We start from the raw sequence: 15,483 nt of genomic DNA, 5'->3' as shown, positions 1-15,483 counted from the left end.
GGAAAAGGAGAATCACGATGAACACGCAAACCACGCCGAATTCGCCCGATACCGCAACCGTCGCCTTCCTCGCTGCGCTCAACGGCGCAACCGGCCCGGCGATCGAAACGCTCGCCCCCGCCGAAGCGCGCGAAGTTCTGGCGGGCGCCCAGCGCAGCGTGCCGGTCGACGTTTCGGGCATCGACGTCACGCGACGTACGATCGAACAGGATGGCCTCGTCGTGCCGGTCGTGGTCGTCAAGCCGCAGAACGCGCGCGGCGTGCTGCCCGTGTTCATGTTCTTCCACGGTGGCGGCTGGATTCTCGGCGATTATCCGACGCATGAGCGTCTGGTGCGCGACCTCGTCGTCCAGTCGGGCGCAGCCGCAGTGTTCGTCGAATACACACCTTCGCCCGAGGCCCGCTATCCGGCCGCGATCAACGAGGCTTATGCGGCGACGAAGTGGGTCGCCGCGCATGGCGAGGAAATCGGCGTCGATGGTGCGCGCCTGGCCGTCGTGGGCAACAGCGTGGGCGGCAACATGGCGGCGGTCGTCAGCCAGATGGCGAAGGACCGGCAGGGCCCTGCCATCCGCTTCCAGGGGCTCATGTGGCCGGTGACGGACCACGCGTTCGACAACGCCTCGTACGACGCTTTTGCGAACGGCTACTTCCTCAGCCGCGACATGATGAAGTGGTTCTGGGACGCGTACACGAGCAATGAACGCGAGCGCAACGGACGTTACGCATCGCCGCTGCGCGCCTCGATCGACGAACTGAAGGGTTTGCCGCCCGCACTCATTGAGACCGCGCAGTTCGACGTGCTGCGCGACGAAGGCGAGGCATACGGACATCGGCTCGACCAGGCGGGCAACGACGTGACGACGACCCAGTACAAAGGGACGATTCACGACTTCGGCCTGCTCAACGCGCTCGCCGCTGACGCCCCGACGCGCGCCGCCATGCAGCAGATGGCACACGCGTTGAAGACGCGTCTTCAAGCACCTTGAAAACCGCCCTGTCTGTCGCGTTGCGTCGACCGGCAGCAGTGGACCGAATATGCCCATCGAACAACGCGCATTCGATACCACCACCTTCCTCGCTGCAACAAAACGTCTCGGCATCGCGCGCGAAGGGCGCTCCGGTTAGTCCCGAAGCGCCCCAATCAAAGCAGCAATGCGCTGCTCAATTGCCGGCGCTTGCCTCCACGGCCTGCACGGCCGGCTGCCCTACAACACTCTCCTGCGGCAGCGCCCATTCGAGCCAGCGCGCGCGGTGCGCGAGCACCAGCATGAACGCGAGCGCCGCGAGCACGCCGAAGGTCGCAAAGCCCATCTGGTAGCTGCCCGTGCTTTCGCGCGCGATGCCCATGATCACGGGCAGATAGAACCCGCCAATGCCGCCCGCCGCACCCACGATGCCTGACATCAGGCCCGTGCGGCCCTGCCAGCGGCGCGGCACGAGCTGGAACGTGGCGCCGTTGCCCAGGCCGAAGCACACATAAGTGAACGCAAGCAGCGCGATACCCGCACCAAACGGCGGCATCCACGCGGCGAACGCGAAGTCGCACAGCGAGATGGCCGCAAGCAGCAGCACCAGCGCGCGCACGCCCGAGATGCGGTCGGCGACTAGCCCGCCGATCGGGCGCACCATCGCGCCAGTCAGCGCAAGCAGCGACATGATCACGCCGGCTTCGAGTTTGGGCACCTGGTAGAGCGACACCAGCAGCGTCGTCACGTACGACGACATGCCCACGAAGCCGCCGAACGTGATGCTGTACACGAGCATGACGACCCAGGTGTCGCCCTCCGCGAGCACGCCGCGATAGTGGCGCGGCAGCACGGCGATCGCGAGCAGCGCGCCCATCACGGGCAGCAGCAGCACGCCGGTCTTGCCGGCGCCGAACACGCCCGCATGCACGGCGAGCACGAGCGCGATCAGGCCTGCCAGCGCGATGCAAAATGCGCGCAGCGCCTCGCGCGCGCTGCCCGACTTCTCGCCGAGATCGCGGGCCCAGAAGCACACTGCCATGGCGGCGAGGCCGAGCAGCGGCAGCGCCGCGCCCGTAGCGCGCATCCATCCATGGCTGTTGGCGAGCCCCGGGAACAGGAAGCCGTCGAGCACCGCGCCGATGTTGCCGGCAGCGGCGAGGCCTAGCACGAGGCCTTGCACCTTCGGCGGATAGTTGCTGCCCGCCATCGGCAACGCCACCGCGAAGCTCGCGCCGCCCACGCCCAGCAACACGCCGAGCACGAGCAGCAGCGTATAGGACGGCGCGCCCGGCATCATCAGCAGCACGAGGGCGGGAATGGCCGAGAGCGCAATGCCCATCAGCGCGACCTTGCGGCCATCGCAGGCCTGGTAGAGGTTGCCCAGCGTCACGCGCAATATTGCCGCGCCCAGCACCGGCACCGCGACGAGCAAGCCGAGTTCGGCCGGCGTCATCGCCACGTCCTTCTGAATAAACGGCGCAAGCGGGCCAAACATCACCCACACCGTAAATCCGGTGTCGAAGTATAGAAAACACGCCACCAGCGCGCGCCAGTTGCCACTCTTCAGCGAACTCAAAAGATCTTTCACGAGGCTCTCTCCAGGTAATGCGTCTGTGCGCGCCAGCGGCGCCCGGTTCCATTTACTTCGCAATCCGATATTTCATTCGTCGGCGGCACAGGGCATAAAAAAGCGTCCCGAGGCGCATCCGCATGAAACTGTTGCGCTTCATGCGATGCCGCCTCGGGACGCCTTTGCCCCGCCTTGCTCGTAGTCGCCGCCTGCAATCGTCCCGCGCGTGCGGGACGAACTGAAATCACCGAGGCCGTCGTTGGCCTCGCGGCGTATCAAGCAATCTGCATGCCAACGGCAAAACAGGCGCTAGATGCCCGCTTGGCGGCCGGCCCGGCGCTGTGCGCCCACCATCCCTGTGCGATCGATGAAAGCTATTGGTGCACCGCAGCGTACTCACGCACCAGAGGCGGGCGCGCGTCGTCAGGCGACCTATCATTGACTGGAGCGAAGTGCTCTATATGGGCCGGGAGCAGGCATTCATCCCGGCCAGGAAGGAGGCGCATCATGAGACCCGCCGGCTGGATCCTGCTGGGCACGCTGGCCTTCGTCACTTGCGCCGTATGGTCGGAAAGCGTCGCTGCGAACACGCTGAAACCCGCTGCTGCGCCGGCAATCGCCATCGTTTCCGGCACATGGGGCGCCAGTTGCGGCGCGCCGCACGGCAACGTCACGCGCGAACTCGCGCGGCGCTGTAACGGTCTGCGGACCTGCGGCTATGTACTCGACGCGCGGGCGATCCATTCGCTGCCGGCCCGCGTCGGCGAGTCACTGACTTCGACGCGAAACGCCACTGCCGCCCGAACCTGCCGCGTCGACTACCGCGCAAGATGGCGATGCGGCAGCCGCGAGGTGCATGACGCTGCGCTTGGCGCCGAAGCGGCGCCTGGCGATACGCTCGTGCTCAGTTGCGTACACGAAGATGGCCCGGGGCACTGAGGCCCTGCGATCCACCACCCTCACGCGTCAGCCCGATAGCGCCTCAGCCGTTGCTGCCTGCTCGATATGAGCCGCAAACCGCTGCTTCCCGGCGCGATCTCATCGCGCAGCGTGAGCGCCGCGATCTCGTACCCTCCCGCATTCTGCGGACGAAATGCAATGGGCGCGGCGCTCCAGAGCAAGACGTCGAAGCCCGCGGCAGTACGGCACAATAGTTTGCGTCGTCTCGATCTCAATCTGCTGGTCACGCGCGCGTTGACCTGCCCAGGGCCAATGGGCTTCTGGCAAAGCCTCTTTAAACCAGTTCCTGGAAAGCGGCAGGAGCATCCGCCGTTGCCCGATGTTTCGCCGCAAACTCCGATGGCGAAAGGGCTGGAGCGCTGGAGCCTCAGCCACCAGCGACGGCGCGCCGTCCCCCTTCCCGGTGGCTTGCGTGAACTTGGCTCATTGCGCAATCGCCCGGCCAATCATTATTCGCTGGATGTCGTTTGCGCCTTCGTAGATTTGGCACACTCGAACATCGCGATAGATGCGCTCGACCGGAAAATCCGACACGTAGCCGCAGCCGCCGTGAATCTGGATCGCATCGGAACAAACCTTCTCAGCAATCTCCGACGCGAACATCTTCGCGATTAACGCCCAGGTCAGACATGCCTTGCCCGCATCCTTCAACGGTGCGCCCCGCCACACCATCAATCGCGCAGCTTCAATCTGCGTTGCCATGTCAGCCAATCGGAACGTGACCGCCTGATGCTCAATCAACGATTTTCTGAAGGTCTCACGTTCTTTGGCGTATTTCACGGCCGCTTCGAATGCTGCTCGTGCCATACCTACCGCTTGCGTCTCGGCAATTAAACAAATTCAGTTCGCATAACACTGCTTCAACTTCAATCTCCTTCACATCCCTTCCGTACGCTAACGCACATTTTTTAAATTTCACGCCGTCTATGGCATTTCTGTTTTCTAGAATTCATGGATATCAGCGTGATGCAATCCTAATGGATATGCGTTCCCGGAGTTCGAAAAAAGGAGACGTGGCGATGACTGACGACGACATTATCGACTACGTGCTGAGGTTCGAAGGCGGCTTCACCAACAACCCATCGGATCACGGCGGCCCGACCAACTTCGGCATTACCGCCGCCGACTATGGCCGCTTTCTCGGACTCCATGGCCCCGCGAGCGCCGAGCAGATCAGCATTATGTCGCGCAACGATGCGATCGCCATTTACAAGCGCGACTACATCGCCCGACCCGGGTTCGGGCCCATCACGGACGGCACGATCAAGCTCACAGTGGTGGACGCCGGCGTGTTGTTCGGCACATCGCGTTCGACGCGCTGGCTTCAGCAAGCGCTGCAAATCAAGGCTGACGGGATAATGGGCACCGATACGCTGAGTGCGTTGTCCGCTTGCACCGATCCGCCGAAACTCGCGCGCGCGATCCTCGCACTGCGGTTCGGCGCCATTGCCGATATCGTTGCAAAAGACCAGTCGCAGATTATCTTTCTGCGCGGATGGGTCAGTCGCGCTACATCACTTCTCAACATCCTTTGAGACCGATCATGGCCGATACCTCCACCAACAACGAGCTGGCACAAATCGCTAACATCGTCCGCCCGGTTTCCCCGAGCCTTGCGCAAGCGCTCGGCGGCCCCTCCGCAGGCATTGTGGTCGCCGCGCTCGGGCGTTGCCTGCTGCAAGACGTCCAGGCAAACTCCGACGACATACTCACGGTCTTGAAGAAAGGCAATCCTGCAATGCAAAACGCCATTCTGGCTGCGGAGGAATCTTGTCAGCTACGCTTGCGGGAAAGCGGCAGCGGACTCGCTCAACTTGCCCCCGAGGTCGCCTTGGCCGTCATCTCGGACGACGAGCAAACCCAGCGCCTGAAATATGGCGATATCGAAGGGGCGCGCGCACGCCAGATCGCCTCGCATGACTTCACCAATTCGATATTGGCCTATGGGGTTAGCATTGGCTTTTTCGCCATTCTGATCATCCTGATGTTCTTTAGCGACAAGGTGAATACACTCTATAAAGACCTGCTGTACACACTACTGGGTGTGGTTGGCACCGGCTGGGCCAATGTCATCGGTTTCTACTTTGGCTCTAGCGCAGGCTCCGCGCAAAAGACCCAGGCACTAACGGCAGTCCTTACTTCACGGCAGCAACAGCAGCAGTCAACTTCAGGACCGCCACGCTCCAGAATGACGACAAAGGGCTCCTAGTCCGCTGCGTCATTGAATTGGCACCACTCGAATCCGACGCGAAGGATCGTCATATTTCCACTTGATCGGCTTCGGGTTCTTGTTGTGCTCGCGAATGTAATGCATCAGTTTGCGATCCAGATCCTTCACCGAAGTGAAGATGCCGCGCGCGATAACATCGCGCTGGATGCGCGAGAACCAGTTCTCCACCTGGTTGAGCCACGACGAGTAGGTCGGCGTGAAGTGCAGGCGCACGTTGCGATGCGCATCGAGGAACTCGGCGACCCGATGCGTCTTATGGCTGCTGACGTTGTCGCAGATAACATGGATTTCGCGGCGTTTGGGCTGGCTGGCGACGACGTCGGTCAGGAAGGCCACGAACTGTTCGCTGGTGTGGCGTGCTGCCGTTTTGCCCAACACCTCGCCGGTGGCGGTGTTGAATGCCGCGAACAGACTGAGCGTGCCGTTGCGCTTGTACTCGAAGCCGTGGCTCTCGGCACGCCCCGGTGACAGCGGCAGCATCCGGTCCTTGCGGTCGAGCGCCTGGATCGCGGTCTTCTCGTCCACGCAGAACACCGCTGCGTGCGCCGGTGGGTTCAGGTACAGCCCGATCACGTCGGCCGCCTTGGCCTCGAAATCCGGGTCGTTGGAGACCATGTGCCGCCCCAGCTGCTGCGGTTTGATGCCGTGCTTGCGCCAGATGCGCTGCACGGTCGAGACCGACACGTCGCTGAGTTCTGCCGCGAGTTTGTAGCTGCTCCAGTGTGTCGAACCGTCGGCAGGCCTGTGTTTGAGGGTTCGGTTGAGCACCCGCGCTTCCAGTCTCGCGGGAGGCTGCCTGGGCGCACGCCCGGGGTGCCGGGCATACATGCCGGCCAGCCGCTCACTGAGGAATCGCGCCGACCAGCGCGCGATGAAGCGAGAATCACAACCGAGTGTGCGCATGATGCTGTCACGCGACTCGCCGTCCTCGAGCATCAGGATCAACTTCGCGCGTCGCACGTCCGCCGCACGCACCGTCCGGCTACGCGCCGCCGACAGCAGTTGCTCCCGCTCAATATCTGTCAGATTCATTTTTCCCATGACCTAGATCTGAACACAGACGGGGTGCTAATTCAATGACGCAATCGACTAGTGATGGGCATACAGCGGCAGGAAAGGATCTTTTGCGCGCGGCGTGCCCTCGCTCGTTGGCCGCGATGAATCCGGCGCGTGCGGTTGCGGACATTGTGGAATGCTCGTGCGAGGCGCGGCCAGACTCAGGACCTGGGTGAAATCATTGGCCGCCTTCACGCGCGCCGTGAAATTCAATGCGCCGTCAAGCCCGAGCAGGGCGTCCGTGGTCTTCAGGATCGACGTGTGGTCGTACAGCGTGTGGTCGATCGTGCCGGCTTGCACGAAAGGCGAGACAACGATCGCGGGCACCCGCACGCCAAGCTGGTTGAATGCAAACTTGTGCGTGTTCAGCGCAGGATTGTCGGTCGAACCCGGCGCCACTGCGGCGGGAGGCGTCACGTGATCGAAGAATCCGCCATGCTCGTCGAAGACGATCAGCAGCACGCTACTGGGCCACAGCGCTGAACCGCTAATCGCGTCGTAGACCTGCTTGACCAGCGCTTCGCCTTTGCAAACATCGCAGGCCGGATGCATCGAGTTGCCGTTGCGGAAATCGTTCGTCGCATCGTAGGTAGGCTCGATAAAGACGAATTTCTCCGTCACCTGCCCTGCCGCGATTTGCGTCAGAAACGTGTTCATCGAAACAAATCGATTCAGCGAATTGTGTATGCCGGCAATGCCTCGGGTCTGCGCGACGTCGCCCTGCACGACGAGCCAGTCCGATGGCTGCAAGGCCGAAAATATCGTGCCTGCCGGAAAGTTGAAGATGGGCGCATTCGTGAATACCGCCTGAAAGACTTGTCCCGAGCTCGGCGAATGATCGAGTCCGGACGAAGTGCCCGCGATTGCAAAGAAGCGGTTGGGCCACGTGGGTCCGGGCATGGAAGAAAACCAGTTGTCGCACACGCAGAATTGACGCGCCAGGAAGTTCAGTACCGGCAGTTGATCGGGCGTGAACACGCTGAAGGCGTCGGCGACATTGTCGGAATGATCTTCGTAGGTTGCGGCAAAACCCGTGTTGGCAGGGGCCTCCGCCAACGGCGGATATTTGCCTGGCGGAAGAACGAGCGAGTCGTGGAGCACGGTGGCGCCGCTGGCAACCTGCAGCCCACATAACTGGACACACGCGTCGGTGAATTCATGGCCGGGATCGAAGCCCAGCGCATAGGGCGAGCCGTGCCCTAGCGTGTATGAGGTTCCGGTTCGCCCGTAATTGACAATGGGCTCCGCCGGCAACCCATTGGCCGTGGTGGCTCCGCCGCCCGGCAGCGTGCCGGTGAAGTTGGACAGGCCAAAGATGCTGTCGTACGAGCGGTTTTCCAGCATCAGGACGAATACGTGTTTGATCTCTGGCATAGGGCTACCTTCAAGCTCGGCATGGACACCCATCTCGCGGTGGGAATGGGACGATGAACAGCTCGCTTGCTACGTCACACGGCTTGCCCATTATGTGCGCTTTCGAACGGTTCGGTCAAAGCGTGAGCTTTCAGATAGAAACATCCTGGCAGGACGATTTGCACGGCAATTTCTGAAACAGGCCATTCATTTTGAATATCGAAACGATGGTTTTATACACCGTATGTTTCGGAACAAAGTGGCTTATCTATACGCCCCTGCCATGAATCACCCATGAATGACTGGCCAGCGCGACACCTGCTCAGAAATGCTGGTCGTAGGCGAGCCGGATGTGAGTCGGTTCGGCGTTGCCTTTTCTCGTGACCGAAAGGTCGATGCGATAACGCCCTTGCCACGGCATCTCGAAGTAGTTGCCATAGGTCACCGTATCGTTGATTCGCAACGCCTGCAGCAGCTTGACTTGGGGTTGCGCCCGCGACTTGTGCGCCGGGCTGGTTACTTTCGCGGTCACGGTTGCATCGTCGATACGCGCACCGGTCGACTTGTCGAACAACGCGACAACCAGATGGTAGCTGGATCCCCCATGTGTCTGCGTATCCTCGGGTGCGCTCGCCCCTCGCTCGACCACCATCGCCTTGTCTGCAGGCACCACGCCGAAGTGCACCGTCAACCCGCTCTTTGTCGTACTTCGATTCAACGCGTCCGCATGAGCCGCGCCGGCCGTTGTGCCCAAAAATATCACCAGTACAGCCAACAGGAGTTTCATGATCTTCTGCATGATCGCCTCGATTTCGTGAGCGGAGTGTTCGAAACCCGGAACGCATGGTGTACGTGCCTGGACTTGATATTGAAATGCTGAGATCGGCAAGGCGAGGTCCGATTGATGCATATCAACTCTTGCACATTTGCCATGGATACCGAACTAAATCGCGTTTTCCACACCCTCTATTTCTATTGCGATCGCACCCGCGCATTTCCCGTCAACAGCGTCGGCGGATACACCACCACGGTGTCTCTTTCGCGCAGGCCATCCAGCACCTGGGCTGTTTCGGCATTTCGCTGCCCGATGCGAACCATGCGCTGTACCGCCCGGCCACGCTCGACGGCAAACACGCACCACTGCTCAGCGCATCTGAACAGCGCGCCGATCGGCAGGCGCAGCACGTCGTCGCGCTCCCAGATGACAATCCGGCCGAGCACGCGATAGCCGTCGCTCAGGCGCCCCGGCGGTCCTTTCAGGTCGGCGATTACGTGGACCCGCTGCTCTTCCACGCCCAGCGCCGATATCTTCGTGTATGCCCCGGGTTCGACCATGCGCACTCTGGCGTCGAACGGCACGTCGCCGCCCCAGTCTTCCACCGAAACGCGCATACCAGGACTGATCTTGACCGCATCGGTCGACAGGACGTCGACGATTACCTCGTAGCGCGACGGATCGGCCAGCAGCATCAGCGGCGTACCCGCCGGCACCACCCGCTCGCTCTTCTCGTCGACGCGCAGCAGTGCAGCATCGACGGGGGCGCGGACTTCGACGGGTTGCCCAGCTTCGAGCGCCTTGAGATTTGCCGTCGCGGCCCGGACTTCCGCGGCCGCCGACCGCTCGCGAGCGCGCGCCGCTTCCAGATCGCTCATGTCCAACGTTTCGATGGCACGCAACTGCTCCATACCCTGCCTCGAGATCGCGCCAAGATCGACCAGGCTCTGCCCTCTCTCACGCTCCCGACGCGCCTGGGCGAGATCGGCGCGCGCATGGTCCACGCGGGCCTGGGCCTCACGATACGACGCCTCGGCGGCTTCCACACGCGCACGCTGTCCGGCGGTTTCGCCGGGCGTCATCGGCACCGGCACCAGCACCGCGAGGATTTGCGTAGCGCGGACCCGGTCGCCTTCGCGCAACGCTACGCGCAGCAGGCGCCCGGTGACAGGCGCGGTGACCACGTAACGATCGTGCGCACGAACTTCGCCATCCTCATCAATCGTGACGCGCAGCGGACCGCGGCTTATCAACGCCGTCTCGACGGACATCGGCGCCGGCCAGAACGCATAGGCGAGCATCAACCCAAGCACGAGCGTGGCCGCTGCCAGAACGCACAATGTGCGTTTGCTGCCGCGCTTCATGACTCCCTCGCCTTGAGCACAGCCACGATATCGAGACGTTTGATTTTCCACGCCACCACAAGGCCGGAGCTGGCGACCGCACCCGCTGTCACGATGAACGCATAGGCGAATGTGGAGGGCTCGATCACGAGGGGCAGCCGGTAAAGATCCGTTGCGAGCCGTTTGGCCAGCAGCGCGCACACGCCATAGCCGAGTACCAGCCCAGCAGGGGTGGCCAACGCGGTAAGGACACACTGCTCCCCAAGCAGAATCCACGCGACTTCCGTCCGCGTAAAGCCAAGCACGCGCAGCGACGCCAGTTGCTGGACACGCTCGGAGTAAGCGAGACGCATGCCATTGAATGCGACACCAAACGCGATAATGCAGGCAAACACAAAATTGATCGATGTGGAAACGCGCATGCTTTCATTCATGATCTTGCGAAAGCTGTCGATCACCGACTGGCGCACGGCGACCGCATTGACCGACGGCATACGTTTGAGATCCGCGTACAAATGGTCGAGCGCGCGCGCGTCTACCTGCAGCCACGCGCCGCTCCAGTTCCCGCTTTCGCCAAGCAGACGCGCGAGCGCCTGCTCATCCATGTACGCACGAACGCCCACCAGTTCGCCGACACGACCCGCCACGACGACCCTTTGTGTTCGTCGCTTGCCTTCCAGCACGTCGATCGTGACCGGATCACCGGCGCGCACTCCGAGCGAGTCTGCTAGCTGCGACGAGATCATCAATCCGTCTGGCGCGACACGCAGCGGCAGGCTCCGCTCATTGACGAGACGATGCATTTGCGCTTCAGGCGCAACGCCGCTCAGGACGACACGGCGCGACCGATACCCGGCGGTAAGCTTGACGGACACGTCGCGAAAGGGCTCGACTCGCAACACGCCGGGCAGCCGTTGCAGCGCATGAATCGCGCGGTGTGACAACGGCTGGGCGAAGGCGATGGTCACGTCCTGCCTCTCGACGCGCTGAAACTGCACGTCGAACAGATAATCGATCGCGTCGAAAAAGAACCCGCCCGTCACGAGGATCGCGCTCGCACAGGCCATTGCAAGGCACGAGAGCAAGGACTTGAGGGGCTGCCGCGTGATATTGCGCGCGATCATCCGCCAGGTCACGCCCAGATGCCGGAATAGCCCGAGTCGCTCGGCCCATCCCGCCGCGAAATCGGGCGGCAACGGCGGGCGTAGCGCGTCGACCGGCATCAGCCTGGCAGCCTTGACGACACTGACCGCCGCACCGGCCATCGCGGCCGCGAGGCTCACACCGAACGCCCCGATCAACACCGTCAAGTCGGCGCGAAATTCAAGGTGTGCGAAGTGATAATAGCGAGCGTACAGACCGGTCAGCGAAGAGCCCAGCGCGAGGCCGCCGGCCACGCCGGCGAGCGCCCCCGCCGCGCCTATCAGACAGGCAAACTGCAGGTAATGCCATGCGATGCGTGCGTTGCCATATCCGAACGCTTTCATGAGGCCGATCTGGGCGCGCTGCGTGTCGATCAGCCGGCTCATGACGTTCTGCAGCAGGAACATGGCCACACACAGAAAAATGGCGGGAACATAAGTGGCCGTGATGCGGTTTTGTGCGATTTCGTCCGATATGAAGCGGTTCGATATCTGGTCTTCCCGCGTGAGTGTGCCTAGCCCGCCATAGGCTGCCAGTTCCCGGTCGATACGCGCGATGGTTGCGGGCGCCACGGCGCGGCCATCGAGCGCGAGGACGAGGTCGTTGAACGCACCGTCCATGCGAAAGGCGGCAGAGACGGCGTCGTTGCCCATCCACAGCACGCCGTAGTGACGATTGTCAGGAAAAATCGACCCCGCACCTGCTTCATAGATATATTCGGGCGATAGCGCGATGCCGACGATACGAAGCAATCTCCAGCGCCCGCTCAGCACCGCACCGATGCGCTCGCCCTCGTGCAGGCCATTTGCCTCGGCGAAGGCCGCACTCACCATGGCTTCATCGTCGCGGCCCGGCGCGACATAACGGCCGCTTTTCAGATGCAGCAGGTTCAGCGTCGGCCAGCCATTCTCGGGAACCGAAACGATATGACCGGTGGCTGGCTCGTCCAGCCCGGGAACGTCCAGCGTCACATCCGACACCACGCGCGCCTGTACCCTCGCCACCCCAGGGATCGCCGCGATGCGCGCCGCGACCGCGAGCGGCGCCCGCTTCAAATGCACGAACAGATCCGCGAAGCGGTACGACGCGTAGTAGTCCTGTTGCGCGTCCTGCAAGGCCAGATACGTGCTGCGCATGGCCACGAATGTCGCGACGCCGCACGCGACAACCAGCGCCGCGGCCATCGCCTGAGCGCGCATATGCCAAAGGTCTCGCCACGAAAGGCGCGTCAGGGCGTTCACCATGACAGATCCTGGGCGCTGCAGCGCCGCGCGTTGCGGCGCTCCTCCACGATTGCGCCGCTACTCATGCGCACGACGCGGCTCGCCATGTCGGCGATCACAGCGTTATGCGTAACGATAACGGTAAGCGCGCCGAATTCGCGGTTGACCTGTTCGAGCACTTCGAGCACGCGTCGTCCGGTGCGAAAATCGAGTGCGCCAGTGGGTTCGTCGCAAAGCAGAACGTCCGGGCGCTTGGCAACGGCCCGCGCAATGGCCACACGCTGCTGCTCGCCACCCGACATCTGCGAAGGAAAGTGATCCGCGAGCGCTTCGATGCCGACCATGCGCAATGCGTCTTCGGGATCGAGCGGCTGCTCGGCGATATCGGTCACGAGCGCGATGTTCTCGCGTGCCGTGAGCCCCGGTATCAGGTTATAGAACTGAAACACGAACCCCACATGCTCACGCCGGAACCGCGTGAGTTCGCGCTCCGTGGCACGCGCGAGACTGTGGTCGCGGTAGACGATGGAGCCGCTCGTGGGCGTGTCGAGCCCACCCATGAGGTTCAGCAATGTCGATTTGCCGCTGCCCGATGCGCCCAGCAGCACCACGAACTCCCCGGCTTCGAGCGCCAGGTTCACATCGTTCAGCGCGCGAACGCTGACGCTTCCCATCGGGTAGACCTTGCTGACTGCCTGAATGGAAAAGACGGTCTTCATCACGTCTCCGATGTGCCGCGTGCAATTCACATTAGCGACGCACCACTTCAGGCCGTTGATCTGCATCAACGTGCAACTCGGCAAAGGACACCTCGACCCTTAATCCACCGAACGCCGGAAAGCGCGCACGCAACTGCCGTTGCGCGGCTTCGCCGTCGCGGACCCAGTCGACCCGGAAGCCTTGCTGCCGAAGCCCGGGTGATGAGCCGCATTGCCAGGATTGCGACTGCGCCGACGGGATTGCGGCCGACATACAAGCCCCAAATCCCGCCCGACGGCATGGATCCTCAGCGTCAAATGTCGCGCCGGCCCGATGGCAGGTTGACGTGCATCAAGCGCCGGAGGTAGCGACGAAATACGCTGGGCAGGCAAGCGCGAGGAGCTTGCGGAAAACATCATTGGATTGTCGCCCGTCATGGGGGAGAACTGACATGGCACGCTCTGTTGTGTGGGGCCTGACGGCTGGCGCCGTGTTGGCCACGGCCTTCACCGCACTCGCCGCTCACGGCGAGGAACTCGCAAGCATCGGTACCCATTCGCAGCGCTACGGCACGCACATTGGAATCTCGGCCTATGAAGATCCGCTTCTGAAAGGAGTCGCTTGCTACCTGTCCGGTTCGCACGACGACGGCAATCTCGGCGGGTCAGCCAAACGGCGCATGTCTGACGTCGTCGTTTCGTGCCACCAGGTCGCCACCTTGAGTGTGCCAGTCCATGTTCCCCGCCAGGCGCAGGTATTCGACGAATCGGTGGATCCGGTATTCAAGACCGTTCACGTAGTCCGAATCCTGGACCCAAAGCGGCACGCCGTACTGTACTTCGCATATACGGAAGCAGAACTCGCAGGCAACCTGCCTGGTCACGTGGACGTGATTCGATTGCCACCGCCAAACCGACTGGAAACGCGATAGTTCACCGACCGCGCGGATGTTTGATCCAGATCATCTTCAGCGCTGACGCAAATTCGAGAATTCGATCAAACGCTTTTCCGCGAGGTGGCGACATGCAGATCGGCGTGCCTAAGGAAATCAAGAGTCAGGAATATCGTGTCGGCCTCACGCCCGCGAGCGTCCACGAACTTGTGCGTCGCGGACACACGGTGCTGATCGAGACGCAGGCCGGCGCAGCGGTGGGCCTGCCGGACGCGGCGTACTCAGCCGCAGGCGCCATGATCTGCGGCGACGCACGCGAAGTCTGGTCGCGCGCCGACATGATCATCAAGGTCAAGGAGCCCCAGGCGACGGAGCGCAGCATGTTGCGGCCGGGCCAGATCCTGTACGCCTACCTGCATCTCGCGCCCGATCGTGAGCAAGCCACGGCACTGATCGCTTCCGGTGCGGTCTGCATCGCGTACGAAACCATCACCGCTGCGGGCGGCGGACTGCCGCTCCTCGCGCCAATGAGCGAAGTGGCCGGCCGCATGTCAATTCAGGTCGCCGCCGCCAGTCTGGAGAAGCCGCATGGGGGCATGGGGTTGCTGCTCGCCGGCGTGCCCGGCGTCGCACCCGGTCATGTCGCGATCCTCGGCGCGGGTGTGGTCGGGACCAATGCGTTGCAGATGGCAGTGGGCATGGGCGCACGTGTGACCATTCTCGATACCAACGTGGAACGGCTGCGCCAGCTCGATCTGATCTTCGGAAACCGTATCACCACGCTTAGTTCGAGCGCTCACGCCGTCGAGAAGACCGTGCTGAGCGCAGACGCCGTCATCGGCGCGGTTCTGATACCCGGTGCTGCCGCGCCCAGGCTCGTTACACGCGACATGATCGCCCGAATGAAAAAGGGCGCCGTTGTCGTGGATGTCGCCATTGACCAGGGCGGATGCTTCGAGACCTCGCATCCCACAACGCACGCGCAACCCACCTACGTTATCGATGGCGTCGTCCATTACTGCGTGGCGAACATGCCGGGCGCGGTTGCGCGAACCTCGACGTTCGGGTTGACCAATGCCACCCTTGGCCATGCGATCACGATTGCAGACAAGGGCTGGAAGCGCGCCATGGCCGACGACGCTCACCTGCGCGCCGGCCTGAACATTTGCGAAGGCCGTGTCACTCACGAGGCAGTGGCGCGTGCGCTCGGCGAGCCTTACGTGCCTGCGCGCGATCTGCCTGGTTAGGAGCGAGGCCGCGAAAGCATT

The 15,483-nt window shown here is 62.6% G+C and carries 14 protein-coding genes and 1 pseudogene; 6 read left to right on the top strand and 9 right to left on the bottom strand.

Features of this window, described 5'->3' with window-relative positions; genetic code table 11:
- The first annotated feature begins 17 nt into the window (after positions 1-17).
- Positions 18-989 carry an alpha/beta hydrolase gene (locus tag P5W98_RS31955; protein ID WP_421028429.1) on the top strand — a complete coding sequence of 324 codons (972 nt, stop codon included), beginning with the start codon at positions 18-20 and terminating at the stop codon, positions 987-989.
- A gap of 175 nt (positions 990-1,164) precedes the next feature.
- On the opposite strand, the gene P5W98_RS31950 is transcribed toward P5W98_RS31955, so the two are convergent.
- A complete protein-coding gene (locus P5W98_RS31950; RefSeq protein ID WP_421028428.1) occupies positions 1,165-2,559 on the bottom strand; it encodes an MFS transporter in 1,395 nt (464 codons plus the stop codon).
- Between the two features lie 489 nt (positions 2,560-3,048).
- Between P5W98_RS31950 and P5W98_RS31945 the strand changes: the two genes are divergently transcribed.
- Positions 3,049-3,480, top strand: a complete 432-nt coding sequence (locus P5W98_RS31945) for a hypothetical protein (RefSeq protein ID WP_421028427.1) — start codon at positions 3,049-3,051, stop codon at positions 3,478-3,480.
- 444 nt (positions 3,481-3,924) lie between these two features.
- On the opposite strand, the pseudogene P5W98_RS31940 reads toward P5W98_RS31945, so the two are convergent.
- Positions 3,925-4,320: pseudogene (locus P5W98_RS31940) on the bottom strand (acyl-CoA dehydrogenase family protein); the annotation flags it as partial.
- Positions 4,321-4,520: 200 nt separating this feature from the next.
- Here P5W98_RS31940 and P5W98_RS31935 point away from each other — a divergent pair.
- Both P5W98_RS31935 and P5W98_RS31930 read left to right on the top strand, forming a co-directional pair.
- Positions 4,521-5,036 (top strand): glycoside hydrolase family 108 protein, encoded by a 516-nt coding sequence (locus P5W98_RS31935; RefSeq protein ID WP_421028426.1) that lies wholly within the window; start codon positions 4,521-4,523, stop codon positions 5,034-5,036.
- An 8-nt stretch (positions 5,037-5,044) separates the two neighbouring features.
- Entirely contained in the window at positions 5,045-5,710 is a 666-nt protein-coding gene (locus P5W98_RS31930) for a hypothetical protein (RefSeq protein WP_421028425.1), read from the top strand.
- 9 nt (positions 5,711-5,719) lie between these two features.
- On the opposite strand, the gene P5W98_RS31925 is transcribed toward P5W98_RS31930, so the two are convergent.
- The 7 genes from P5W98_RS31925 to P5W98_RS31895 all read right to left on the bottom strand — a co-directional run bounded on the left by P5W98_RS31925 (position 5,720) and on the right by P5W98_RS31895 (position 13,596).
- Positions 5,720-6,772, bottom strand: coding sequence for an IS630 family transposase (locus P5W98_RS31925; protein ID WP_421026256.1), 1,053 nt, complete (start codon positions 6,770-6,772; stop codon positions 5,720-5,722).
- A gap of 48 nt (positions 6,773-6,820) precedes the next feature.
- A complete protein-coding gene (locus P5W98_RS31920; RefSeq protein ID WP_421028424.1) occupies positions 6,821-8,161 on the bottom strand; it encodes an alkaline phosphatase family protein in 1,341 nt (446 codons plus the stop codon).
- A gap of 301 nt (positions 8,162-8,462) precedes the next feature.
- Complete coding sequence (locus P5W98_RS31915) at positions 8,463-8,939, bottom strand: hypothetical protein (RefSeq protein ID WP_421028423.1); 477 nt, start codon at positions 8,937-8,939, stop codon at positions 8,463-8,465.
- A gap of 173 nt (positions 8,940-9,112) precedes the next feature.
- On the bottom strand, positions 9,113-10,279 hold the full coding sequence (locus P5W98_RS31910) for an efflux RND transporter periplasmic adaptor subunit (RefSeq protein ID WP_421028422.1): 1,167 nt from the start codon (positions 10,277-10,279) through the stop codon (positions 9,113-9,115).
- On the bottom strand, positions 10,276-12,645 hold the full coding sequence (locus tag P5W98_RS31905) for an ABC transporter permease (protein WP_421028421.1): 2,370 nt from the start codon (positions 12,643-12,645) through the stop codon (positions 10,276-10,278). Before P5W98_RS31905 ends, P5W98_RS31910 begins: the two co-directional genes overlap by 4 nt.
- Positions 12,639-13,343, bottom strand: a complete 705-nt coding sequence (locus P5W98_RS31900) for an ABC transporter ATP-binding protein (RefSeq protein WP_421028420.1) — start codon at positions 13,341-13,343, stop codon at positions 12,639-12,641. The genes P5W98_RS31905 and P5W98_RS31900 overlap by 7 nt, the downstream gene beginning before the upstream one ends.
- 31 nt (positions 13,344-13,374) lie before the next feature.
- Positions 13,375-13,596: a hypothetical protein gene (locus P5W98_RS31895; RefSeq protein ID WP_421028419.1), complete on the bottom strand. Its 222-nt coding sequence runs from the start codon at positions 13,594-13,596 to the stop codon at positions 13,375-13,377.
- Between the two features lie 178 nt (positions 13,597-13,774).
- Between P5W98_RS31895 and P5W98_RS31890 the strand changes: the two genes are divergently transcribed.
- Both P5W98_RS31890 and ald read left to right on the top strand, forming a co-directional pair.
- Positions 13,775-14,254: a CreA family protein gene (locus P5W98_RS31890; RefSeq protein WP_421028418.1), complete on the top strand. Its 480-nt coding sequence runs from the start codon at positions 13,775-13,777 to the stop codon at positions 14,252-14,254.
- A 92-nt stretch (positions 14,255-14,346) separates the two neighbouring features.
- A complete protein-coding gene (gene ald, locus P5W98_RS31885) occupies positions 14,347-15,462 on the top strand; it encodes an alanine dehydrogenase (RefSeq protein ID WP_421028417.1) in 1,116 nt (371 codons plus the stop codon).
- Positions 15,463-15,483: the final 21 nt, after the last annotated feature.

Source organism: Paraburkholderia sp. A1BS-2L (assembly GCF_051125205.1).
Taxonomy (GTDB): domain Bacteria; phylum Pseudomonadota; class Gammaproteobacteria; order Burkholderiales; family Burkholderiaceae; genus Paraburkholderia.
Note: the sequence above shows the minus strand (reverse complement) of the source record. Positions and strands in the feature narration are given on the sequence as shown.